We start from the raw sequence: 22,718 nt of genomic DNA, 5'->3' as shown, positions 1-22,718 counted from the left end.
TCACCGCCGAGGTGGTTAGTAGAACCGTGAACAAGATGGAGGCAGTCGCGGCAGCCGAGGCGAGTGAGGCCATCGGGGCGATCGAAGTCGTCGACGTCGTCGTCATAGGCGCTGGTCAGGCCGGACTGTCCAGCGCCTATCACCTGCGGCGCAGCGGTTTCGAGCCGGACCGTGACTTCGTGGTGCTCGATCACTCCCCCGGCCCGGGCGGCGCCTGGCGGTTCCGGTGGCCCTCGCTGACGTACGGCACGGTGCACGGGATGCACGCGCTGCCCGGCATGGAGCTGACCGGCGCGGAGCCCGAGCGGGCGGCGTCCGAGGTCATCGCCGAGTACTTCGACAGCTACGAGCGGGCCTTCGACCTGCGTGTGCGGCGGCCCGTCGATGTGCGCGCCGTGCGCGAGGCCGGACGGGCTTCTGCTGGTCGAGAGCTCGGCCGGTACCTGGTCGACGCGGGCGCTGATCAACGCGACCGGCACCTGGGACCGGCCTTTCTGGCCGCGCTACCCCGGGCAGGGGACATTCCGGGGACGGCAGTTGCACACCGCGCAGTACCCCGGGCCGGAGGAGTTCGCCGGGCAGCGGGTCGTCGTGGTGGGCGGGGGCGCCTCCGGCACCCAGCATCTGCTGGAGGTCGCCCGGTACGCCGCCGCCACGACATGGGTCACACGGCGCCCGCCCGTGTTCCGCGAGGGACCCTTCACCGAGGAGGTGGGCCGGGCGGCCGTCGCGCTCGTCGAGGAGCGGGTCCGGCAGGGGCTGCCGCCGAAGAGCGTCGTCTCCGTCACGGGGCTGCCCCTCAACGACGCCGTCCGGCAAGGGCTCGCGGACGGGATCCTGGACCGGCAGCCCATGTTCGACCGGATCACACCGGACGGCGTGGAGTGGCAGGACGGGCGGCGCGTCGACGCCGACGTCATCCTGTGGGCGACCGGTTTCCGGGCCGCCATCGACCATCTGGCCCCACTGCGCCTGCGCGAGCCGGGCGGCGGGATCCGGTTGGAGGGGACCCGCACGGTCGCCGCCCCCCGCATCCACCTGATCGGCTACGGCCCCTCCGCCAGCACGATCGGCGCCAACCGGGCCGGCCACGCGGCCGTACGGGACATCAGGCGGTTGCTGACCGAGGAGCGGGTGGCGGCGTGACGTTCCGGCGCTGCAGAAGGGCGTGCCGGGCGCCCGATGCGGCACCGGTCGGCGCCGCACGTATGGCTGCGGCGTCGGACGGCGCCCCGGTCGCCGTCCGACGCCCCGGCGGTCACTTCGTCGGCTGCGGGCTCGCCGGGCTCGCCTTCTGCTGGGCGTTGAACTCGGCGACATTGCGCTGGTGTTCGGCGTAGTCGGCCGTGAAGCGGGTGTCGCCCGGCTTGACCGTGACGAAGTACAGCCAGTCGCCCGGGGCCGGACTGATCGCGGCGCGCATCGCGTCCTCGCCGGGGTTATCGATCGGGGTGGGCGGCAGTCCCATGCGCTGGTACGAGTTGTAGGGGCTCTCGATCCGCGTGTCGGCGTCGGTGGTTTTGATGGTGGACCGGTTGAGCGCGTAGTTGATGGTGGAGTCCATCTGCAACGGCATCCCGCGTTCGAGCCGGTTGAAGATGACCCGGGCCACCTTGGCCATGTCGGCCTTGCTGCCGGCCTCGGCCTGGACGATGCTCGCGATGGTGACCGCCTGATAGACGTTCATGGCGTTGCGCTGAGCACCGGCGGCGATCGGGGCGCCGGCGAACTTCTTGTTGGCGGTGTCGACCATGGCCGACAGCAGGGAGTCCGGCGTCGCCTTCTTACCGTTCTGTTCGAGTGGGTACGTCGCCGGGAAGAGGTAGCCCTCGGGGTTGCCGTCGGCGTCGCCCGGGAGTTTGAGGTCGAGCTTGCCGAGGGACTTCCTGGTGGACCCGGGCGGCAGGGCGAGGGCCTTGTCGACGGCGGCGTACACCTGGCTCGCGCGCCAGCCCTCAGGGATCACCAGCGAGGTGGGCCGCGCCGGCTCCTCCTCGCCCAGGGTCAGCAGCGGCACCGCCACGGCGGCGCCGGCCACGACGGCGCCGGCGGCGATGAGAGCGATACGGCCCCGCTGCGTCAGTCGAATCGTGTTCCGTGGCGGAGTGTTCAAGTACATGCGGGCACGGTATCCCGCAAACACTTATAAATCCGACATAACGTCACCTCGTCGGCTCCAGTTGGGCGTCCCGGCGGACCAGTCCCGCATACCGCCCCTCCCGCTCCAACAACTCCTCGTGCGTGCCCCGTTCGGTCACGCGCCCCGCGTCGAGGACCACGATCTGGTCGGCGCCCCGAATGGTGGACAGGCGGTGCGCGATGGTGAGGGTGGTGCGGTTGGCGGACAGGGCGTCGATGGCGTCCTGGACGGCGTGTTCGGTGTGGGTGTCCAGGGCGCTGGTCGCCTCGTCGAGGATGAGGACCGGCGGGTCGCGCAGGATCGTACGGGCGATGGCCAGGCGCTGCTTCTCACCGCCGGAGAAGCGGTGGCCGCGCTCGCCGACGATCGTGTCGTAGCCGTCGGGCAGGGCGGCGATGTGGTCGTGGATCTGGGCCGCCTCGGCCGCCGCGTGCAGCTCCTCGTCGGTGGCGTCGGGCTTGGCGAAGCGCAGGTTGTCGGCGACGGAGGCATGGAAGAGGTACGTCTCCTGCGAGACGACGCCGACCGCGCGGGCGAGGGTGTCGAAGTCGAGGTCGCGCACGTCGACGCCGTCGAGGGTGACCCGGCCGCCGGTCACGTCGTAGAGCCGCGGCACGAGGTGGCCGAGCGTGGACTTTCCGGCGCCGGTCGGGCCGACGACCGCGAGGCTGCTGCCCGCCGGGACGGTGAGGTCGATGCCGTCGAGGATCGGACCGCTCTTGCCGTCGTACCGGAACTCGACGTTCTCGAAGCGGACCTCGCCCTTGATGCGGTCGAGGTGGACGGGGTCCTTCCGCTCGGTGATGTCGATGGGCAGGTCGAGGTACTCGAAGATGCGCTGGAAGAGCGCGAGCGAGGTCTGGATCTGTACGCCGGTGGACAGCAGGCTGACGGCCGGGCGGAACAGGCCCTGCTGGAGCGAGACGAAGGCGACGATCGTGCCGATCGAGACCTGCGGGCCGCCGAGTTGAAGCGCCGTTCCCGCGGCCCAGTAGATGACGGCGGGCATGGCGGCCATGACGATGCCGATCACGGCCATGCGCCAGCGGCCGGCCATGTTCGACCGCACTTCGAGGTCGACCAGCCGCTCGGACTCGTCGGCGAAGGCCGCGGTGAGCGAGTCGGAGCGGCCCATCGTGCGGCCGAGCAGGATGCCGCTGACCGAGAGCGACTCGGTGACCGTGGCGGCCATCGCGGCCATCTGCTTCTGGCGCTCGGTGGTGATCTTCTTGCGTTCCCTGCCGACCCGGCGGCTGATCCAGACGAAGACCGGGAGGAGGAGCAGGGAGACGACCGTCAGGCGCCAGTCGAGGGCGATCATCGCGACGATCGTGGCGACCACGCTGGTCAGGTTGGAGACCAGGGAGGTCGCGGTGGAGGTGACGGTGGCCTGCATGCCGCCGATGTCGTTGGCGATGCGGGACTGGACCTCGCCGGTGCGGGTGCGGGTGAAGAAGGCGAGCGACATGCGCTGCAGGCGGCCGTAGACGGCGGTGCGCAGGTCGTGCATGACGCGCTGGCCGACGGTCGTGGAGATCAGGGTCTGCAGCACGCCGAAGATGCTGGTGAGGACGGCGCTGAGGATCATGCCGAGCGCGAGCAGGGTGAGCAGGCCGGTGCGGCCCTCGGGGATCGCGACGTCGAGGATCGCCTTCAGCAGGAAGGGCGTGGCTACGCCGACCAGCGACGAGGCGCCGACGAGCAGGCCGACGACGGCGAGGCGTCCGCGGTACGGATGGAAGAGTCGCAGGATGCGGCGCACCTGCCGGGGTTGTTCCTGCTCCGCGGCGGGTGGCGTCCAGGTGGGTGCGTTGTCGGGGTGCATGGGCTCCTACGGGAGGTGTGGCGACGAGGACTGACGGAGCTTAGCTCATTGTTACCTATGCTCACAATGAATGTCGTCCTGATATTGTTCCCGCATGACCACCCCCGATCCCGACGGCCCGCTCGCCGAGCAGCTGCTGCGCTTCACCCGCCGGGTGCACCGGATTCAGAAACGGCACCTCCAGGAGTGCGGTCTGGGCGTCACCCCGGCCCAGTACCGTCTCCTGCGCACGCTCGCGCACTACGACTCGCCGCCTCGCATGGCCGACCTCGCCGAGCGCCTGGAGGTGGTCCCGCGCGCCGTGACGACGCTGGTCGACGGGCTGGAGACGAGCGGGAAGGTACGGCGAGTGCCTGATCCGACGAACCGGCGGGTGATCCGCATCGAGCTCACCGACGACGGACGCGAGGCCCTGCGGGAGCTGCACGGTGCGCGACGGTCGGCGGCTCAGGAGATCCTGGCGCCGCTGACGGGCGAACAGCGCGAGGTGCTGGGCGAGTTGCTGGACACGCTGATCGACGGGGGTGCTGAGGGGCGGTGCTGAACGGCGCTAAGGGGGGCGGCACCGCGGGTACCGCCGGGCCTCCGGGTTCGGCGTCCACCTCGCCGCCCAGGCCGGGGGTGCGGTGATCGCCGAGAGTGGGCGGGGTGCCAGCTGAAGGTGGCTATGACCTGGAAGAGCGCCGCGAGTCCCGGGGAGGACGCGAGCTGAGGCCGGGCGGCCATGTGGGCGTAACGGGCGGCGGGCCGGGCGGCAGTCACCCGGTCTCAAAGCCGCCGGCGCACGGATCCTCGCAGCCGGGGCCGGTGCCGAGTTTCCCGCCCACAGCCACGCTGAGCACCGAGGAACCGCGCGCCGGCGCGGACAGTGCGGTGCGGTGCGGTTGTGGAACTTGCGAGCCATCACCGATGCGCGAAGCGAGCCGACGGAACTGGCATGCACTCTCGTCGGCGGAGGACTCAGCAGGGCGGAGTGGGCGTCCTTCGTTCCGCCGCTCCCCGTCACAGGCCGCGGCCACCGCTCCGTACTGCTGGGGCGGTGGCCGTGATCCTGTCGGCGGTGGCCGTCAACTGGCCCCGGGGGCCGTCTCCTTGGTGGTCTGAGCCGGTACGGCGACAGACTCCTCGGACTCCGCGGTCCCGGGCTTCTTGAGCTCCGCCGTCTCCGTCTTCCCCGACTTCTCGGCCTTCTCGGCCTGCTCGGCCTTCTCGGCCTGCTCGGCCTTCTCGGCCGTCTCCGACTCGTCGTCGTCCAGCTCGACCACGATCTCGCCGTCCAGGACCTTCTTCGCCCGCTCCTTGTCCAGGGCGCCCTCCCAGCGGGAGACCGCGAAGACGGCGACGCAGTTGCCGAGCAGGTTGGTGACGACGCGCATCGAGTCCATGATGCGGTCCACGCCCAGCAGCAGGGCGACGGCTCCGGCCGGGATGGCGCCCAGCGAGGAGGCGGTCGCGGACAGGGCGAGGAACGCCGAGCCGGGGATGCCCGCCATGCCCTTGCTGGTCAGCATCAGCACCAGGATCACCGTGATCTGCTGACTGAAACTGAGGTCCACGCCCACGGCCTGGGCGATGAACAGCGTGCCGATGGACAGGTAGAGCGAGGCGCCGTCGAGGTTGAAGGAGTAGCCCGTCGGCAGCACCAGGCCCACGGCGTCGTCGCGGGCGCCGGCCTTGCGGAGCTTCTGCATCACGCGCGGCAGGACCGACTCGGTGGACGCGGTGCCGAGCGCGAGCAGCATCTCCTCACGGATGTAGCGCAGGAACTTCCAGAGGCTGAGCCCGGTGACCACCTTCAGGGCGACGGCGAGGAGGGCGATGAAGAGCGCCGCGGCCGCGTAGCACAGGATGATCAGCTTGCCGTAGGTCTCGATGACGCCTAGGCCGTAGTTGCCGATCAGGACGGCCATCGCGCCGAACACCGCGATCGGCGCGAGCCGCATCACGAAGCCGACGATCGCGAAGATGATCTCCTGGGCCTGCTCGATGGCGGGCAGCACCTTCGGCACCTTCGTGTGGCCGAGGTGCAACAGCGCGGCACCCACCAGGCAGGCCAGGATGAGCACCTGGAGCAGGGAGTTCTCGGCGAAGGCGCCGATGAAAGAGGTGGGAATCGCGTTGAGGGCGAACTCGGTCGTCGAGGGCAGGTGTCCGCCGTCCGTCTTCGCGTCGACCGCCGAGGTGTCGAGCGTGGACGGGTCGACGTTCATCCCGGACCCGGGCTGGACCACGTTGGCGGCGAGGAGTCCGATGAGCAGCGCGAGCGTGCTCGCGACCTCGAACCAGATCAGGGCCTTGAGCCCGATCCGGCCGAACGCCTTCAGGTCACCGGCCTTGGCGATGCCGACGACGACCACGCAGAACACCAGCGGCGAGATGATCGTCTTGATGAGCCGGATGAAACCGTCGCCAAGCGGCTGCAGATCCGCGGCGAAGCCGGGCCACAACTTCCCGACGACGATTCCGAGCACGAGCGCGCAGGCGACCTGCGCGAAGAGGGAGGTACGCAGTATGCGTGCGACGCGTCGCGGCAGGGGCGATTCGGACGGCGGCACGGGAACTCCTTGGGGACGGTGGCACACAGAAGCCGGGGACGGAGACTTCTGCCATACGGAAAGCGGATTCCGTGGCGATCACTTTGAGGGTGATGTTGGTCCCGCACAAGACCCCTGTGTTGCATCCGTGTAAATCGCGCCCCGAGTGACGCATCACACACAATTCGCCTCAGCAGCCCCTGCGATCCTCGGTGAGCACTCCCTGGACGCTGGTGAGCAGGCGGTCGTAGCAGCCGTCCGAGCCGTACAGCCGGTAGCGCTCACTCGTCGTGCCGACCGCGTGCCGCTGGTCCCGTGGCACGTTCAGCGTCCAGGAGGCGTCGCCCTCGACGGTGTCGTCGAGCCACGACCACGCCACCCGTCGACCGGCCTGGGTCGTTCCGACCGCGGCACGGTCACCGAGGGTCAGCACGGTGCGGAGCCGGTCGCCCGCGCCGATCGTGATCGAGCCGTCCATCGTGTACGTCCGCTGCGTACGGGTCGTGCGGGCCGGTCTGCGTCCGTCGACGGTGACCGACTGGTCGTCCGCCCAGGTGGCGTCCAGGGCGTCCAGGTTCTCTCCGTCAGTCCAGCGGTGCGCGGAGGTGTTGGTGAGCGACCGACGCACAGTGGTCGTCACCCGGCCGTGCGAGGTGTCGACGTATCCGGCGACGGTCAGCCGGTGACCACCCTCCGTGTCCACCCGGTGCTCCGAACCGGGCGTGTACGTCGAGGAGTTGGCGAGGTCGCCGGCCCGGTGCGTGGTGAGCTTGCCGGTGACGTGGGCGCACTTCGCGTCCTGCCACACGAGGACGTTCACGGGCGCGCTCCAGCCGCTCTGCCCCTCGGGGACGCCGACGACGGAGACCTCGACGTGGTGCGGGCGGCCGTCGTTGAGGATGCCGGCGAACGGGGTCAGGTCGTATTCGATCGGCTTGACGTCGAAGGCGCGCGGCCCCGGAGTGACGTACCAGAGGAAGGGGTTGGACCAGCCGCCGGTCCACACGTGGGGGAACGGCGCGGCGATTCCGGCGAGTCGGCCGTCGACCTTGATCTGCACCTCGCGGTAGGGGCCGCCGGCGGCCTTGCAGGAGTAGGGCGCGGGGTCGGGCGCCGACAGATACCAGAACTCCTCACAGCCGCCGCCGGAGCCGGTGGCGTACACCTCGGCGACGATGCGCTCGCTGTTGCGCGGGGTGGTGAGGGTGCCGTCCTGGAGGGTGAGGACGCGGTCGGGGGTCGTGGTGGGGCGGCCGGGGGTTGAGGCGGAGAGGCCGGAGGTCGAGGCGGGGTCGCCCGCGTAGAACGTCAGCGTGACCATGACGTCGATGATGCCGGTGTACGTGTCGTCGACGACGTTCCCGATGAGCATCTCGACGTCCTGGCCGCGGCGGAAGGTGTCGCTGTAGCGGGTGACGTCCTTCTCGACGGACCACTCGATGCCGTCCGACGACGGCTCGGGAGTGGACGTACGGAAGATCTCGACCCCGCCGACATGCAGATGACCGAGCCGGTCGAACTGGCGTCCCTTGACCTTGCCGTCCATCCGCAGCACTACCTTGCTCCAGCGGTCGCCGCAGCCTCGGGGCGGGGTGTACGTGCCCTTGTACGGGGTGAAGTCGCGGAACTGCGCCTCGGCGACGGTGACTTGGCAGGCTTTGCCGGCGGGCTTGGCGACGGGTGGGGCGGCGGTGATGGGGTCGTGCCAGTCGCTGCCGAACTCGGCGGGGACGTCGGCGGGTTGGGCCTCGGCCGCAGGTTCCGCCACGGTTTCCGCGGCCCTGGCGGGGCTGGTTCCGAGGAGGGTGCTCGCCAGGAGGGTCGCCCCTGCGAGCATGGACATGACGATCCGTCTCTTCATGGCCGGTGTTCTACGGGGAGTTGGGCACCCCTCGCAATGACGCCTCTTCAGACCTCCCCCATCAGTGCGAGCTCTTCAGGTCCGCCCTGTCCCCCATCACCACGACAGGATGCCGGTCCGGATCGAGCGTGCGCAGCAGGTACTCCATCGCTGATTCGGACAGACTGACGCAGGCCGACGTACCGCTGCCGTGGTCCATGTGCAACCAGATGCCACCGCCCTTGGACGCCCCCTCGGGCCGGGTGGTGTCGTTGGGCGGGGCGCCCTTGACGCGGTTGTAGTCGATGGCGATGACGTAGTCGAAGTCGTGCCAGTACGACTTCGCCCACCAGCGTGGCGCCGCGAAGGCCGCGGACCGCGTGTACGGCAGCTTGGCCCCGGGGTTCTTCCGTACGCCACCCGCGTCGCTGAGTGTGAACACGCCGACGGGGCTGCGGTTGTCGCCCTCGTGGTGGTCGGTGGTCCAGCCCTTCTTGCCGTTGTGCGCGGGCCAGCCGCGGGTGCGGTCCCAGGTCGAGCCGTGCTTCGTGTAGAGCACGACCGTGGAGTCCGGGGAGTCCTTGCCGTCGCCGTAGACCGCCACGACCTGGCGGGAGTTGGCGGGGATGCGTCGCTGCCACCGGTCGGCGAGGCCCGGGATGCGCGTCGGATCCGAGGTCGCGGCCGGCCGGGCGGGTGCGGCCCTGCCGACGTCCTCACCTCCGCCGTGCTGCGCGCCACCGCACGCGGTCAGGGTCGTCGAGGTCGCCAGCAGCGTGCCCAGGGCCGCCGTCGCGACCATGGCACGCGGCACTCCGCCCTTCCGCACTCCGCCATTCCGCACTCCGCCGTTCCGCATCACTCCATGGTCGCACCGCGTTCGGGGCGGCCGCCGGAGCGACAACCCGGCGGCCGGTCGGTCGGGCTGGCGGATGGGCGGTCGGATGGCTGCCGGCGGTCAGTCGGTTTGCTGCCGGCGGTCAGTCGGATTGCTGCCGGATCGGCTGCCGGATGGACAGCCAAAGAGGCAGCCAGATTTGTGCGGCGGCGCGAAAAACCGTTTGCGTCCGGCCACGCTGCGACGCGAACCTGTCACGGTTTGCTGCCGCCCTGCGCGGTCCGTTCCGCGCGTCGGCATCCGATCGACTCCCCATCCCCATCCCTATCCCCTCCCCCACTGACACGAGCCACTGGGACGTCATGCAGATTCAAGACCTTCCGTATCCCGACCCAGGTGTGCCGGACGCGCGCTCGGGTCCCCGATTCCTGTGGTGGCTCTTCAGGAACCAGATGGGCGGACAGCTCAAGTCCCTGGCCTGGGGGCTGCTGCACTTCCTGTCCGTCTCCGCGCTGCCGTTCTGCGTCGGCGTCGCCATCCAGGCCGTCGTCGACCGCTCGGGGGCACGACTCGCCCTCGCGGGCGGGCTCCTGGCCCTGTGCAGCGCCGGCAACGCCATCGGCGACACCTTCCTGCACCGCACCGCCATCACCAACTGGATCACCGCGGCCGCCCGCGTCCAGCAGGTACTGGCCCGCAAGGCCGCGCAACTGGGGTCGGCGCTGACCCGGCGGGTCGCGGCCGGTGAGGTCGTGGCCGTCTCCACGGGTGACGTCGAGAAGATCGGCTGGTTCGTCGAGGCCTGGTCACGGTTCACGGCGGCGGCGCTCACCATCGTGGTGGTCTGCGTCGGCCTGGTCGTCTACCAGCCGGCGCTCGGTGTGGTCGTCGCCGTCGGTCTGCCCGTATTGGCGGTCGCCGCGCTGCCACTGCTGCCCCGGGCGACCCGGCGGGCCGACGTCCAGCGCGAGAAGGCCGGGCGGGCCACCGAGTTGGCCTCCGACACCGTCGCCGGCCTCCGCGTCCTGCGTGGCATCGGCGGCGAGGAACTCTTCCTCGACCGCTACCGCCGCGCGTCGCAGGACGTGCGCCACGCCGCCGTGCGCAGCGCCCGGATGTGGTCCCTGATCTCCGCGATCCAGGTGCTGCTGCCGGGACTGCTGCTGATCGTGGTCGTCTGGTACGGCGTCCACCTGGCCCGCGAGGGCCGGGTCACCGTCGGCGAACTGGTCGCCGTCTACAGCTCGATCATGATCCTCACCTATCCGCTGCGGCACTTCGAAGAGATCGCGATGGCGTACTCCTTCTCACGCCCCTCGGCCCGGCGGGCCGCGCGCGTGCTGTCGCTGGAGCGGGTCACCGACACCGAAGGGTCGCGCGACGGATCCGAGTTGCCCTCCGGAGACCTGTACGACCCGGCCACCGGGCTACTCGCCTCCACCGGCCGGCTCACCGCCGTGGTGTGCGGCGACCCGGACGCGGCGGGGCGGCTGGCCGAACGGCTGGGCGGACACGGCTCCGAGGAGGGCACGCCGGTACTGCTGGGCGGGGTCCCGCTCGACGAGTTGCCCCTCGACTGCGCGCGTACGGCCGTCCTCGTGCAGGACAAGGACCCGGTACTGCTCTCCGGCACACTGCGTGAACTGCTCGACGTGCCGCGGTCGGGCGACATCGGCCCCGAGGAGGCGCTGGCCGCCGCGCAGTGCGAGGACGTCCTGGCCGCGCTGGTCCAGGGGTCGCTCGGCGTCGAGGACCCGATGGACGCCCGCATCACCGAACGCGGCCGGTCCCTGTCCGGCGGCCAGCGCCAGCGCCTCGCGCTCGCCCGGTCGCTGATCACGGACCCCGAGGTGCTCGTCCTGGACGAGCCGACCTCGGCCGTCGACTCGCACACCGAGGCGCGGATCGCGGAGGGCGTGCGCAGCCTGCGGACGGGGCGCACGACGGTGGTGTTCACCTCGTCACCGCTGCTCCTGGACCGCGCCGACCGGGTCGTGCTCGTCCACGAGGGCGAGGTCGCTGCGGTCGGCGTGCACCGCGAACTGGTGCACAGCGAACCGCGGTACCGGGCCGTGGTGACCCGGGAGATCGACGAAGGGGCCACCCTGAACACCGCGTTGAACGAGAACGAAGCGGTGGGCGAAGGCTCCCGGCCGGGGTCGGCCGCCCTCGACCACGTACTGAAGGAACTGGAAGAGATCGAGGAGTCGGCATGATCGGCGTGGCGCCACCGGCGTACGACCCGGCGGCCCCGACGACGGCGAACACCCTGCCGGTCGGCGCCCCCGCGACCGTACGCGCCTATGTGGTCGAGTTGTTCCGTCGGCACCGCCGTGCCTTCCTGCTGCTCATCACCGTCAACACGGTCGCCGTGGTGGCCTCGATGGCGGGGCCCTGGCTGCTGGGCGGACTGGTGGAACGGATGTCGGACGGCGTCGCCACGCGGGAGCTCCATCTGGAGCTCACCGTCGGGCTGTTCGCGACCGCACTCGTCGCCCAGGCCGTGTTCGTCCGGCAGGTACGGCTGCGCGGCGCGATGCTCGGCGAGCGGATGCTGGCCGATCTGCGCGAGGACTTCCTCGTCCGGTCGGTCGGGCTGCCGCCCGGTGTCCTGGAGCGGGCCGGGACGGGCGACCTGCTGTCCCGGATCACGACGGACATCGACCGGCTGGCCAACGCGATGCGCGAGGCGGTGCCCCAGCTGGCCATCGGTGTGGTGTGGGTGGTCCTGCTGCTCGGCGGGCTCGTCGTCACCGCGCCGCCGCTGGCCGCCGCCGTCCTGCTCACCCTGCCGCTGCTGGTGATCGGCTGCCGCTGGTACTTCAAGCGCGCGCCGTCCGCCTACCGCTCGGAGGCCGCGGGGTACGCCGCCGTGGCCGCCGCGCTCGCCGAGACCGTGGACGCCGGGCGCACCGTCGAGGCCCACCGCCTCGGCGAGCGGCGCGTGGAGCTGTCGGAGCGACGGATCAAGGAGTGGACGGCGTGGGAGCGCTACACGCTCTGGCTGCGGTCGGTGCTCTTCCCGTTCATCAACGTCACCCATGTGATGCTCCTCGGCTCGGTCCTGATGGTCGGCGGCGTGTTCGTCCTCCAGGGCTGGATCGGGGTCGGTCAGCTGACCACGGGTGCCCTGATCGCGCAGATGCTGGTGGACCCGGTCGGGCTCATCCTGCGCTGGTACGACGAGCTGCAGGTGGCCCAGGTGTCGCTGGCCCGGCTCGTCGGGGTCCGGGACATCGAGCCGGAGGCCGGGGACGCGCTGCTGGCGCCCGACGGCCGCGACGTGCACGCCGACCGGGTGCACTTCGGCTACCTGGAGGGCGTGGACGTACTCCGCAAGGTCTCGCTCGAGGTCCCGCCCGGCACCAGGCTGGCGCTCGTCGGGCCCTCCGGGGCGGGCAAGTCCACGCTGGGCCGGCTGCTCGCGGGTATCTACGCCCCCCGGGACGGCCGGATCACCCTCGGCGGTGCGGAACTGTCCCGGATGACCGCCGAGCGGGTCCGCTCCCACGTGGCCCTCGTCAACCAGGAGCACCACGTCTTCGTGGGCGCCCTGCGCGACAACCTGCTGCTGGCCCGCACCGACGCGACCGACGCCGAGCTGTGGGCGGCGCTGGGCGCGGTCGACGCGGACGCGTGGGCCCGTGCGCTCGACGACGGCCTGGACACCGAGGTCGGCTCGGGCGGGTTCACGCTCACTCCTGCCCAGGCCCAGCAGATCGCGCTGGCCCGCCTGGTGCTGGCCGACCCGCACACGCTGGTCCTGGACGAGGCGACCTCGCTCCTCGACCCACGCGCGGCCCGCCACCTGGAGCGATCCCTGGCCCGCGTCCTCGACGGCCGCACGGTCGTCGCCATCGCCCACCGCCTCCACACCGCCCACGACGCCGATGTCATCGCGGTCGTGGAGAACGGCCGCATCAGCGAGCTGGGCAGCCATGACGAGCTGGTGAACGCCGACGGGGCGTATGCGGCGCTTTGGCGGTCCTGGCATGGGTGATCGGGGGCGGGGGCGATGGACCGGGGCTGGGCTGAGGCGGGAGCCTTGGCCGCGGGGGGCGGAAGCCTCGGCCGCGGGGGCGGAAGCCTTGGCCGCGGGAGGCGGAAGCCTTGGCCGCGGGAGGCGGGAGGGCTGTGGGCCGGGGCCGGGAGCTCTGGTCGAGCGGGCCTGGACGCGCGGTGGGCAGGGATGAAAGGTGTGGCCGACTGAACGCTGGACGCGCGGTCGGCTGAGGCCAGGAACCAGCCCAGTCGACCGGACCTGGATGCGCGGTGGGCAGGACGGGAGCTGTGGCCGACTGAACGCCGGACGCGCGGTCGGCTGAGGCCGGGAACCAGCCTGGTCGACCGGGGCTGGAAGCGCAGCGGGCGCGGGCCACAGCCGTGGCCGACTGAACACTGGACGCGACCGACCGAGCCCGGAACCCCGGCCGACCAGGGCTGGAGGAGTGGTGGGCCGAGGCTGAGCGCCTCGGCCGACCGAAGCCAAGGTGCGGTCGGCTGGGGCTGCCGCAAGTCGTGGCCGGCCGGAGCCGGCAGGAAGGGTCGACGCGGGTGTGAACCGTGGCTGACCGGAGCGGAAGCACGTTGGCCCAGGACCGACGCCCTGGCAGACCGGAGCCGGAAGGGGTGATCGGTGATGGCCAGCCGCCCTGACCGACCGGGCCGGAGACACGGTCGGCCCATGCCAGTAATGCCGGCACACCATGGCCCGGAGTGGGGGTTGCCGTGGCTGAGGAGCGCGGCTCGCGGTGACCGGGAGGCGCGGGCGCGGCTGTCCTTGGTCGGCGGGCGGAGGTGGGACTGGCCGGGGGAGGTGGGACTGGCCGGGGGGGTTGGCCGGCGCAACGGCGCGGTTCCGGGGCCCGGCTGATCCGGAGCCCCCGCCCTCGCCCCGTGCCGTTGCGCCGGGGCGAAAAGGGGTGGAAGGCTGGATAGCGGCACCGGTTCGGGGAGCACCCGGGAACCACGCGGTTCGCGCCGGGTGCGGCCAGTGCCCCGCACCGTGGCGGCCCGCCGCCGACCGCGGTGAGTTCGGGCCCGTCCCCACCACCTGGAGGTACCCGTGAACAGCGCCGACGGATGGGGGGACGACGTCTACCAGCCCGACGCATCCGACCAACGTGAGGACACGGGGCTGCTCGACGTGGAGGACACCCTGGAGAACGACGGCGTCGACGACCCCCTGGACCGCGGCTGGTCCCCTCCGGAGCGGCCGTGGGCAGTAGAGCACGCCGGTGTGACGGCCGCCGAGCGCCGACAGGGCGAGACCCTCGACCAGCGGCTCGCCGAGGAGCTGCCCGATGTCGTCGCCCCCGACGGCGACGGCCTCGGCGACGCCGAGGGCACCGACGGGGAACTCCTCGACAACGAGGTCGGCGCCCTGCGCTCCGGCCGCCTCGTGGCACCCGATGAAGGCGCCCACGAGGACGAGGAGAGCGCGCTCGTCGCGACGGACGTCGGCATCGACGGTGCGGCGGCGTCCGCCGAGGAGGCCGCTGTACACATCGTCGACGAGGACTCCCTGTACGGCTGACCAGCAGCCCCTGTACGGCAGCCCCCGCAATCCCCGCGCCTCAGCCCTCGCACTTCCGGCCCCGCTCCGCCGTCCCTTGCCGACGCCGCCACCCGAGGAGACCGCATGCAGCAGGACAAGCACCCCGACTACCACCCGGTCGTCTTCCGCGACCGCGCCGCCGGTTACGCCTTCCTGACCCGGTCCACCGCGACCAGCGAGCAGACCATCGACTGGGACGACGGCGAGACCTACCCCGTCGTCGACGTGGAGATCTCCTCGGAGAGCCACCCCTTCCACACGGGCAAGGCCCGAACGCTGGACTCCGAGGGCCGCGTCGCCGCCTTCGAACGACGCTACGGCGGCGGAACCGCACAGAGTGGCTGATCCAGGGGGCAGAGCGCCTGATCCGCAGGACAGGCCGGAGATCCACGCCGCCCGGCGGCTCGGTCCCGCAGGCGGATCACCGGGGCGGCCAGGCGGATCACCGGGGCGGCGACATGCCGGCCCCCTCCCGCTCAGCTGGTGACGTGCCCGCCCCCTAGCGCTCAGATGACGTTGAGCGCCGCCGCACAGCCCACCCCGCCGAGCACCATGAACACCGGCATCAACACCTTGAGCTCGACCCAGCTGCCCGCCCGGAACCGCATCGCCTTGGGCGGGCCCACCGGATACCAGCGCTTGCGTCCGACCGGGATCGGCCACAGGATCGGGCAGCCGGAGACCGTCAGCGCGTCCCCGATGTCGTGCACCAGCGCGCCCAGCACGATCGGCAGCCCCAGCCACAGGTACTCCTGGCCCGGCGCCGTGAAGAGCCAGTCCGAGCCGTTGCCCGGCTTGTCCAGGACCCCGGCGATGATCCAGGAGCTGGTCGCGGCCAGCAGCCACACCAGGACATCGGCGCTGGAACCACGGGTCGCGCGCCACAGCAGGCCCTCGATGGCCAGCACCATGTGCGCGAACAGGATCGCCAGCACCGCCCAGCGGCCACCGGTGATCGCCAGGACCGAGGCACCCCCGCCGATCAGCACCGCCCACAGCCACGTGTGTGTGAGTGTGCGATGTCCACCGGAGCGACGCGGGTCGCCCTGCTTCTTCGTCCCCTTGTAGACGGCGTACGACAACTTGTCGACGATCTCGCACAGCCAGCGCGACAGCGGTCCGAACGCCCGCGAGATGGTGGCCGCCTTGTGATCGAGGTCCGGGGCGAGGGCCGCACCGGCGCAGATCAGCGCGCCGGACAGGAGGACCGGCCAGGGCATCCCGTGCCCCGCAGCGGCCGCGGCCGCTCCGACGCCGAGCCAGGCGGCCGCTCCCGACAGTGAGTGTGCTGGTCCCATCATCGCCGTTGCCCGCCCCATTCCTCGTGTGCCGCTGTCCAGTTGACCGGGTTCGCTGACGTGTAGTCGGCGACACAGCGTAGCGTTCGCGATCTTCGGCCCTGCAGCCGATTCCCCTGTGGAGCGGGAGGGCAGGCAAGATGGGTGGGTGACCCTCATCGATCAGCTGCCGCCGACCGCCGACCCCGACGCCCTCTACGAAGCCTTCGAGTCGTGGGCCGAGGAGCGTGGCCTCACGCTCTACCCCCACCAGGAGGAGGCGCTGATCGAGGTGGTCTCCGGTGCGAACGTGATCGTGTCGACGCCCACCGGGTCCGGCAAAAGCATGATCGCCGCGGGCGCCCACTTCGCCGCGCTGGCCCGGGACGAGGTCACGTTCTACACCGCTCCGATCAAGGCACTCGTCTCGGAGAAGTTCTTCGAGCTGTGCAAGATGTTCGGCACGGACAACGTCGGCATGCTTACCGGCGACGCGTCCGTGAATGCCGACGCTCCCGTCATCTGCTGTACCGCCGAGGTGCTCGCGTCGATCGCGCTGCGCGACGGCAAGCAGGCGGACGTCGGTCAGGTCGTCATGGACGAGTTCCACTTCTACGCGGAGGGGGACCGCGGCTGGGCGTGGCAGATCCCGATCCTGGAGCTGCCGCAGGCGCAGTTCATCCTGATGTCGGCGACGCTCGGCGATGTCTCGATGTTCGAGAAGGACCTCACCCGGCGCACCGGCCGCCCGACGGCGGTGGTCCGCTCGGCGACCCGTCCCGTACCGCTGTCCTACGAGTACAAGCTCACCCCGATGACCGAAACGCTGACCGAGTTGCTGCAGACCAAGCAGGCACCGGTCTACATCGTGCACTTCACGCAGGCGCAGGCCGTGGAGCGGGCGCAGGCGCTGATGAGCATCAACATGTGCTCGCGTGAGGAGAAGGACCAGATCGCCGAGCTGATCGGCAACTTCCGCTTCACCACCAAGTTCGGCCGCAACCTCTCCCGTTACGTGCGGCACGGCATCGGTGTGCATCACGCCGGCATGCTGCCGAAGTACCGTCGCCTCGTGGAGAAGCTCGCGCAGGCGGGTCTGCTGAAGGTCATCTGCGGCACGGACACACTGGGCGTGGGTGTCAACGTGCCCATCCGCACCGTGCTGTTCACGGCCCTGACCAAGTACGACGGCAACCGGGTCCGCACCCTGCGCAACCGGGAGTTCCATCAGATCGCCGGCCGCGCCGGGCGCGCGGGGTTCGACACGGCGGGCTTCGTCGTAGCCCAGGGTCCCGAGCACGTCATCGAGAACGAGAAGGCGCTCGCCAAAGCCGGCGACGACCCGAAGAAGCGCCGCAAGGTCGTCCGCAAGAAGGCGCCCGAGGGCTTCGTCGGCTGGACGGAGAACACCTTCGAGAAGCTCATCGCCTCCGAACCGGAGCCGCTGACCTCCCGCTTCCGGGTCACGCACACCATGCTGCTGTCGGTGATCGCCCGGCCCGGCAACGCCTTCGAGGCGATGCGGCACCTGCTGGAGGACAACCACGAGCCGCGCAAGCAGCAGCTGCGGCACATCCGGCGCGCGATCGCGATCTACCGCTCGCTGCTGGACGGCGGCATCGTCGAGAAGCTCGACGAGCCGGACGCCACTGGCCGCATCGTCCGTCTCACCGTCGACCTCCAGCAGGACTTCGCGCTCAACCAGCCGCTGTCCACCTTCGCGCTGGCCGCGTTCGAGTTGCTGGACCCCGAGTCGCCGTCCTACGCCCTGGACATGGTGTCCGTCGTGGAGTCCACGCTGGATGACCCGCGGCAGATCCTCGTCGCCCAGCAGAACAAGGCCAAGGGCGAGGCCGTCGCAGCGATGAAGGCGGACGGCGTCGAGTACGAGGAGCGCATGGAGCGCCTCCAGGACATCACCTACCCCAAGCCCCTGGAGGAACTGCTCTTCCACGCGTACAACACGTACCGCAAGAGCCACCCCTGGGTCGGGGACCACCCGCTGTCGCCGAAGTCCGTCATCCGGGACATGTACGAACGGGCGATGTCCTTCACGGAGTTGGTGTCCTTCTACGAGCTGGCCCGCACCGAGGGCATCGTGCTGCGCTACCTCGCGAGTGCCTACAAGGCCCTCGACCACAACATCCCGGACGACCTCAAGTCCGAGGACCTGCAGGATCTGATCGAGTGGCTCGGCGAGATGGTGCGCCAGGTGGACTCCAGCCTGCTCGACGAGTGGGAACAGCTCGCCAATCCGGAGGAGATGACCGCCGAGGAGGCGCAGGAGAAGGCCGACGAGGTCAAGCCGGTCACCACCAACGCGCGCGCCTTCCGCGTCCTCGTCCGCAACGCCATGTTCCGCCGTGTCGAGCTCGCCGCCCTCGACCAGGTCGAGGAGCTGGGTGAGCTGGACGCCGAGGCCGGCTGGGACGCCGAGGCCTGGGGCGAGGCGATGGACAAGTACTGGGACGAGTACGAGGACCTCGGCACCGGACCCAACGCCCGCGGGCCCAAGCTCCTGGTGATCGAGGAGGAACCGGCGAACCGCCTGTGGCGCGTCCGCCAGATCTTCGACGACCCGAACGGCGACCACGACTGGGGCATCAGCGCGGAGATCGACCTCACCGCCTCCGACGCGGAGGGCCGCGCGGTGGTCCGTGTCACCGACGTAGGCCAGCTGTGAGCACAGGAGAATCCCACCCATGACGACGAACCCGGCCGAGAGGCTCGTCGACCTGCTCGACCTGGAGCAGATCGAGGTCAACATCTTCCGCGGCCGCAGCCCGCAGGAGTCCCTGCAGCGGGTCTTCGGCGGCCAGGTGGCCGGCCAGGCACTGGTCGCCGCCGCGCGCACCACGGACGGCGACCGCCCGGTGCACTCGCTGCACGCGTACTTCCTGCGCCCGGGCAGGCCGGGCGTGCCGATCGTGTACCAGGTCGAACGGGTGCGGGACGGCCGGTCGTTCACGACCCGCCGGGTCACCGCCGTGCAGCAGGGCCGCACGATCTTCAATCTCACCGCCTCCTTTCATCAGCCTGAGCAAGCGGGCTTCGAGCACCAGCTGCCGCCGGCCCGCAAGGTCCCGGACCCGGAGTCGCTGCCGACGGTGACCGACGAGATCCGGGAGCATCTGGGCGCGCTGCCCGAGCAGTTGGAGCGGATGGCGCGCCGTCAGCCCTTCGACATCCGCTATGTGGACCGGCTGCGCTGGACCGCCGAAGAGGTCAAGGACGCCGAACCGCGCAGCGCGGTGTGGATGCGCGCGGTCGGGCCGCTCGGCGACGACCCGGTCGTGCACACCTGCGCGCTGACCTACGCCAGTGACATGACCCTCCTGGACGCCGTCCGTATCCCGGTCGAACCCCTGTGGGGTCCGCGGAGTTTCGACATCGCGTCGCTGGACCACGCGATGTGGTTCCACCGGCCGTTCCGCGCGGACGAGTGGTTCCTGTACGACCAGGAGTCACCGATCGCGACCGGCGGGCGCGGGCTCGCCCGTGGGCGGATCTACGACGTGGAAGGACGCCTGTTGGTGTCCGTCGTCCAGGAAGGCCTGTTCAGGGCGCTGTAGCCCGGTGGCTTCTGCGGCGCAGCCAGCTCAGCAAGCCGCGTGGCGGTTCCGGCTCCTCGGGCCGTGGCGGACCGAGGAGCACCGGATGCCCTGGAGCCGGGACCCGCGTCGCCGTCGGACGCGGGGCCGGCCGCCTCTCGCGCGCCATCTCCAGCACTGCCGTCAGTTCGGCCCGCAGCAGGCCGATCTCGTCCGGGTCGTCCGCCGTCATGATCCTCTCGGCGAGGTGGGCGGCAGGCGAGCCCGGTGCGCCGGATGCCGGCGGCCCCGGCCGGAAGCGGTTCAGATGGGAGCGCTCATAGGGGTCGGGGACGATTTCCGCGATCTGTACGGGGTCGAGGAAGGCGGCCAGCGCGCCGGCGCTCTCCCACGGGTCGTCAGCCAGCCGCAGCAGGAATCCCCGATGACGTCCCCGCCAGTTGCGCGCCCGCAGATCCACGCCCGCGTCCAGCATGCCGCGCAGCCCTTCGGGCGTACGTCGGGCGTTCAGCAGCGGGGCGTTCTTCTCGTCGGTGGCGAACTGCCTCAACTCCTCGGCCAGATACAACCAGACCACGGCGCGGTAGCGATTGAGGTACCACGTCACCGGCACGACCAGCCCCAGGCGCGCCAGACGCGTGAACCTGCCGATGGGCACGTCCACGACGCCCGCGCCCTCCGTCGTACCCACCACCTTCACGCGGTCCTGCAACGATTCGGGGAACCCGGCCCCCGAACGCACCCGGTCGATCTCCGACCGCGGGACGCGGCGGCCCCCACCTCCCTCGTCCGGCACGGTCCGGATGAGTCCGATGTGGACGGCGAGGTCCAACTCTCCTCGCTTCAGGCCCAGTTCGCGGGCGGCGCGACTCGGCGTACAGGAGAGGTGGTGCGGTTTCGTGACGGTGTCGCCTGACATGATCGGTCTCCCCCGTGGAGTCAGTGGCTCACGCTGAGTGCGCTCGCCGTGACAAAAACCGTAGCCGGTCGGGCGAATCTTGTGGCGAGCCTGTGGATAACTCCACGGGGACGGCGAATCAGCAGGTCAGGCGTCTGTGATCGGCGCCCGTTCGGGCTGTCGGGCGTCCACGTCGAGGTGCTCGCCGACCCGGTTGACGAGCAGGGTCATCTCGTAGGCGATCTGGCCGATGTCCGCCTCCGCGCCGCTGAGCACGCACAGGCAGCTGCCGGTGCCCGCCGCCGTGACGAACAGCACCGCGTCGTCGAACTCGATCATGGTCTGGCGCACTCTGCCCGCGCCGAAGTGCCGTCCCGAACCCTTGGCGAGGCTGTGCAGTCCGGACGAGACGGCGGCGAGGTGCTCGGCGTCCTCGCGCCGCAGTCCCGTGCTCGCACCCGTCACCAGACCGTCGTTGGACAGCACCAACGCGTGCCGCACATGATCGACGCGCTCCGTCAGGTCGTCCAGCAACCAGCCAAGTCCCTGGTTCTGCGCCATGTTCCGGTCTCCCCGTGTAGATGTCTCCCCCTGCGCCGGAGGATCTCTTCGCCACCTTTCCCGACGATCCCGCCCGTGGGCAAGGAGGATGGGGGCATGGCGCAGAAGATGACCGATGAGGAATGGCGGGCGTTCGTCTCACAGGGCACACGCACCGGAAAGTTGTCGACCGTGCGGGCCGACGGGAGTCCGCATGTGACGCCGATCTGGTTCGTGCTGGACGGGGACGAGTTGGTGTTCAACACCGGCAAGTCGAGTGTGAAGGGCCGCAATCTGGCCCGTGACGGCCGGGTGGCGCTGTGCGTGGACGTCGACCGGCCGCCATACGACTTCGTGGTACTTCAGGGCATCGCCCGGATTTCGGAGGATCCGGCGGAGTTGAGGCACTGGGCCGGTCGTATCGGGGCTCGGTACATGGGCGAGGAACGCGCGGAGGAGTTCGGGGCCCGCAACGGCGTGCCGGGTGAACTCCTCGTCCGCGTCACGATCGAAGAAGGTGCTGGCGGAGAAGGGCGTCGCGGACTGACGACGGGGGTCAGAACCAGTCAGCCCACGGAATCGAGCAGCCGGGCGGTGTGCATCCGCCCGGCGTACTCGACGAGGCGGATCAGCACCTCCTTTCCCGAGTCGCGGTCCCGGGCGTCGCAGAGCACCACGGGTGTACCGCTGTCCAGGTCGAGGGCGCGTGAGACGTCGTGGGCGCCGTACGTCCGGGCGCCCGCGAAGCAGTTGACGGCCACCACGAACGGGATGTGCCGGTGCTCGAAGTAGTCCACCGCGGGGAAACAGTCCTCCAGGCGCCGGGTGTCCGCGAGGACCACCGCGCCCAGGGCACCTTGTGACAGCTCGTCCCACAGGAACCAGAAGCGGTCCTGGCCCGGGGTGCCGAAGAGGTAGAGGGACAGGCCGGACCGGATGGTGATGCGTCCGAAGTCCATGGCGACGGTCGTGGTGACCTTCTGGTCCACACCGTCGGTGTCGTCCACCAACTGCCCTGCTTCACTGAGCAGTTCCTCGGTGCGCAGCGGCCGGATCTCACTGACCGCGCCCACCATGGTGGTCTTGCCCACGCCGAACCCGCCGGCGACCAGGATCTTCAGCGCCAGGGCGGCCGTCTCGCCGTCGGAGGCGTCGGAGTGCTCGGAGACCATCGATCACTTCTCTCGGGAGTGCCGGCATCGGTCGACGTCACGGTGCGAAGTCAGCATCATGACAACTGCGGCCGCCCTTCGCGGGATTGGAACACTTTTGACTGGTTCTGGAATCTCATCTACAGCGCCCGCAATCCTTCGATCACCTCACGCAGAATCCGTTCGTCCGGAAGCTGTGCGGGTGGTACCGGACGGCTGACGGTGACGCAGCCCAGTTCCAGGAGGTCGCCGAGGAGCACCCTGACGACCCCCACGGGCAGATCGGCGCCGGCGGCGAGTTCCGCGACCGACTGCGTCTCCGTACGGCACAGCTCGATGAGGGCCCGGTGTTCCGGCCCGAGCGCGGTGTCGTCGTCGGCTCCGGGCACGGAAGCGTCCAGGGTGACCAGGGCGATCAGGTCGAAACGCACCCCGGTGGGGCCGGGGTCGGTGCGTCCGCCCGTCATGGCGTACGGGCGGACGAGGGGCCCGGCCTCGCTGTCGTACCACTGGCTGCCCTGCTCGTGCGGGGCGCCCGTCGTGTCCTCGGTCATGCGCGCGGACCGC

General features: G+C 70.6%; 17 protein-coding genes and 2 pseudogenes. 9 read left to right on the top strand and 10 right to left on the bottom strand.

The features are described 5' to 3' along the window. The first annotated feature begins 35 nt into the window (after nucleotides 1-35). A pseudogene (locus tag QQM39_RS41365) lies at nucleotides 36-1,146 on the top strand (NAD(P)-binding domain-containing protein). A 112-nt stretch (nucleotides 1,147-1,258) separates the two neighbouring features. On the opposite strand, the gene mltG reads toward QQM39_RS41365, so the two are convergent. Next, nucleotides 1,259-2,119, bottom strand: a complete 861-nt coding sequence (gene mltG, locus QQM39_RS41360) for an endolytic transglycosylase MltG (RefSeq protein ID WP_302002701.1) — start codon at nucleotides 2,117-2,119, stop codon at nucleotides 1,259-1,261. A gap of 43 nt (nucleotides 2,120-2,162) precedes the next feature. Continuing rightward, nucleotides 2,163-3,965 (bottom strand): ABC transporter ATP-binding protein, encoded by a 1,803-nt coding sequence (locus QQM39_RS41355; RefSeq protein ID WP_302002700.1) that lies wholly within the window; start codon nucleotides 3,963-3,965, stop codon nucleotides 2,163-2,165. 94 nt (nucleotides 3,966-4,059) lie between these two features. Here QQM39_RS41355 and QQM39_RS41350 point away from each other — a divergent pair, with 94 nt between their 5' ends. Then, nucleotides 4,060-4,509 carry a MarR family winged helix-turn-helix transcriptional regulator gene (locus QQM39_RS41350; RefSeq protein ID WP_302002699.1) on the top strand — a complete coding sequence of 150 codons (450 nt, stop codon included), beginning with the start codon at nucleotides 4,060-4,062 and terminating at the stop codon, nucleotides 4,507-4,509. Nucleotides 4,510-5,032: 523 nt separating this feature from the next. Here QQM39_RS41350 and QQM39_RS41345 read toward each other — a convergent pair. The 3 genes from QQM39_RS41345 to QQM39_RS41335 all read right to left on the bottom strand — a co-directional run bounded on the left by QQM39_RS41345 (nucleotide 5,033) and on the right by QQM39_RS41335 (nucleotide 9,168). Then, entirely contained in the window at nucleotides 5,033-6,520 is a 1,488-nt protein-coding gene (locus QQM39_RS41345; RefSeq protein ID WP_302002698.1) for a cation:dicarboxylase symporter family transporter, read from the bottom strand. A 169-nt stretch (nucleotides 6,521-6,689) separates the two neighbouring features. Then, complete coding sequence (locus QQM39_RS41340) at nucleotides 6,690-8,360, bottom strand: peptide-N4-asparagine amidase (RefSeq protein WP_302002697.1); 1,671 nt, start codon at nucleotides 8,358-8,360, stop codon at nucleotides 6,690-6,692. A 61-nt stretch (nucleotides 8,361-8,421) separates the two neighbouring features. Continuing rightward, complete coding sequence (locus QQM39_RS41335) at nucleotides 8,422-9,168, bottom strand: L,D-transpeptidase family protein (protein ID WP_302003907.1); 747 nt, start codon at nucleotides 9,166-9,168, stop codon at nucleotides 8,422-8,424. A 371-nt stretch (nucleotides 9,169-9,539) separates the two neighbouring features. Between QQM39_RS41335 and QQM39_RS41330 the strand changes: the two genes are divergently transcribed. From QQM39_RS41330 to QQM39_RS41315, 4 genes are all read left to right on the top strand, one after another. After that, nucleotides 9,540-11,393 (top strand): ABC transporter ATP-binding protein, encoded by a 1,854-nt coding sequence (locus tag QQM39_RS41330; protein ID WP_302002696.1) that lies wholly within the window; start codon nucleotides 9,540-9,542, stop codon nucleotides 11,391-11,393. Next, entirely contained in the window at nucleotides 11,390-13,177 is a 1,788-nt protein-coding gene (locus QQM39_RS41325) for an ABC transporter ATP-binding protein (protein ID WP_302002695.1), read from the top strand. The genes QQM39_RS41330 and QQM39_RS41325 overlap by 4 nt, the downstream gene beginning before the upstream one ends. A 1,065-nt stretch (nucleotides 13,178-14,242) precedes the next feature. After that, on the top strand, nucleotides 14,243-14,713 hold the full coding sequence (locus tag QQM39_RS41320) for a DUF5709 domain-containing protein (protein ID WP_302002694.1): 471 nt from the start codon (nucleotides 14,243-14,245) through the stop codon (nucleotides 14,711-14,713). 105 nt (nucleotides 14,714-14,818) lie between these two features. Continuing rightward, entirely contained in the window at nucleotides 14,819-15,079 is a 261-nt protein-coding gene (locus QQM39_RS41315) for a type B 50S ribosomal protein L31 (RefSeq protein WP_302002693.1), read from the top strand. Between the two features lie 161 nt (nucleotides 15,080-15,240). On the opposite strand, the gene QQM39_RS41310 is transcribed toward QQM39_RS41315, so the two are convergent. Then, nucleotides 15,241-16,035, bottom strand: a complete 795-nt coding sequence (locus QQM39_RS41310) for a metal-dependent hydrolase (protein WP_302002692.1) — start codon at nucleotides 16,033-16,035, stop codon at nucleotides 15,241-15,243. 145 nt (nucleotides 16,036-16,180) lie between these two features. Between QQM39_RS41310 and QQM39_RS41305 the strand changes: the two genes are divergently transcribed. Continuing rightward, entirely contained in the window at nucleotides 16,181-18,694 is a 2,514-nt protein-coding gene (locus QQM39_RS41305) for an RNA helicase (RefSeq protein WP_302002691.1), read from the top strand. Nucleotides 18,695-18,713: 19 nt separating this feature from the next. Beyond that, on the top strand, nucleotides 18,714-19,583 hold the full coding sequence (locus QQM39_RS41300) for an acyl-CoA thioesterase II (protein WP_302002690.1): 870 nt from the start codon (nucleotides 18,714-18,716) through the stop codon (nucleotides 19,581-19,583). Here QQM39_RS41300 and QQM39_RS41295 read toward each other — a convergent pair. Both QQM39_RS41295 and QQM39_RS41290 read right to left on the bottom strand, forming a co-directional pair. Next, entirely contained in the window at nucleotides 19,570-20,481 is a 912-nt protein-coding gene (locus QQM39_RS41295) for a DUF6397 family protein (RefSeq protein WP_302002689.1), read from the bottom strand. The two genes, QQM39_RS41300 and QQM39_RS41295, sit on opposite strands and share 14 nt — an antisense overlap. A gap of 126 nt (nucleotides 20,482-20,607) precedes the next feature. Continuing rightward, a complete protein-coding gene (locus QQM39_RS41290; RefSeq protein ID WP_302002688.1) occupies nucleotides 20,608-21,021 on the bottom strand; it encodes a roadblock/LC7 domain-containing protein in 414 nt (137 codons plus the stop codon). A 96-nt stretch (nucleotides 21,022-21,117) separates the two neighbouring features. Between QQM39_RS41290 and QQM39_RS41285 the strand changes: the two are divergent. Further along, nucleotides 21,118-21,547, top strand: a pseudogene (locus tag QQM39_RS41285) (PPOX class F420-dependent oxidoreductase). 19 nt (nucleotides 21,548-21,566) lie between these two features. Here the strand turns inward: QQM39_RS41285 and QQM39_RS41280 are convergent. Together QQM39_RS41280 and QQM39_RS41275 are read right to left on the bottom strand one after the other, a co-directional pair. Next, nucleotides 21,567-22,172 (bottom strand): ATP/GTP-binding protein, encoded by a 606-nt coding sequence (locus QQM39_RS41280; protein WP_302002687.1) that lies wholly within the window; start codon nucleotides 22,170-22,172, stop codon nucleotides 21,567-21,569. A gap of 119 nt (nucleotides 22,173-22,291) precedes the next feature. Next, nucleotides 22,292-22,705: a DUF742 domain-containing protein gene (locus tag QQM39_RS41275; protein ID WP_302002686.1), complete on the bottom strand. Its 414-nt coding sequence runs from the start codon at nucleotides 22,703-22,705 to the stop codon at nucleotides 22,292-22,294. Between the last annotated feature and the right edge of the window lie 13 nt (nucleotides 22,706-22,718).

The sequence above is a fragment of the Streptomyces sp. DT2A-34 genome (assembly GCF_030499515.1).
In the GTDB taxonomy this organism is placed as follows: domain Bacteria; phylum Actinomycetota; class Actinomycetes; order Streptomycetales; family Streptomycetaceae; genus Streptomyces.
Note: the sequence above shows the minus strand (reverse complement) of the source record. Positions and strands in the feature narration are given on the sequence as shown.

Coding starts and splice junctions, on each gene's coding strand:
- QQM39_RS41330 (WP_302002696.1), top strand. CDS start 9,540: ATGCAGATTCAAGACCTTCCGTATCCCGACCCAGGTGTGCCGGACGCG.
- QQM39_RS41275 (WP_302002686.1), bottom strand. CDS start 22,705: ATGACCGAGGACACGACGGGCGCCCCGCACGAGCAGGGCAGCCAGTGG.
- QQM39_RS41310 (WP_302002692.1), bottom strand. CDS start 16,035: ATGATGGGACCAGCACACTCACTGTCGGGAGCGGCCGCCTGGCTCGGC.
- QQM39_RS41340 (WP_302002697.1), bottom strand. CDS start 8,360: ATGAAGAGACGGATCGTCATGTCCATGCTCGCAGGGGCGACCCTCCTG.
- QQM39_RS41315 (WP_302002693.1), top strand. CDS start 14,819: ATGCAGCAGGACAAGCACCCCGACTACCACCCGGTCGTCTTCCGCGAC.
- QQM39_RS41325 (WP_302002695.1), top strand. CDS start 11,390: ATGATCGGCGTGGCGCCACCGGCGTACGACCCGGCGGCCCCGACGACG.
- QQM39_RS41280 (WP_302002687.1), bottom strand. CDS start 22,172: ATGGTCTCCGAGCACTCCGACGCCTCCGACGGCGAGACGGCCGCCCTG.
- QQM39_RS41290 (WP_302002688.1), bottom strand. CDS start 21,021: ATGGCGCAGAACCAGGGACTTGGCTGGTTGCTGGACGACCTGACGGAG.
- QQM39_RS41300 (WP_302002690.1), top strand. CDS start 18,714: ATGACGACGAACCCGGCCGAGAGGCTCGTCGACCTGCTCGACCTGGAG.
- mltG (WP_302002701.1), bottom strand. CDS start 2,119: ATGTACTTGAACACTCCGCCACGGAACACGATTCGACTGACGCAGCGG.
- QQM39_RS41295 (WP_302002689.1), bottom strand. CDS start 20,481: ATGTCAGGCGACACCGTCACGAAACCGCACCACCTCTCCTGTACGCCG.
- QQM39_RS41350 (WP_302002699.1), top strand. CDS start 4,060: ATGACCACCCCCGATCCCGACGGCCCGCTCGCCGAGCAGCTGCTGCGC.
- QQM39_RS41355 (WP_302002700.1), bottom strand. CDS start 3,965: ATGCACCCCGACAACGCACCCACCTGGACGCCACCCGCCGCGGAGCAG.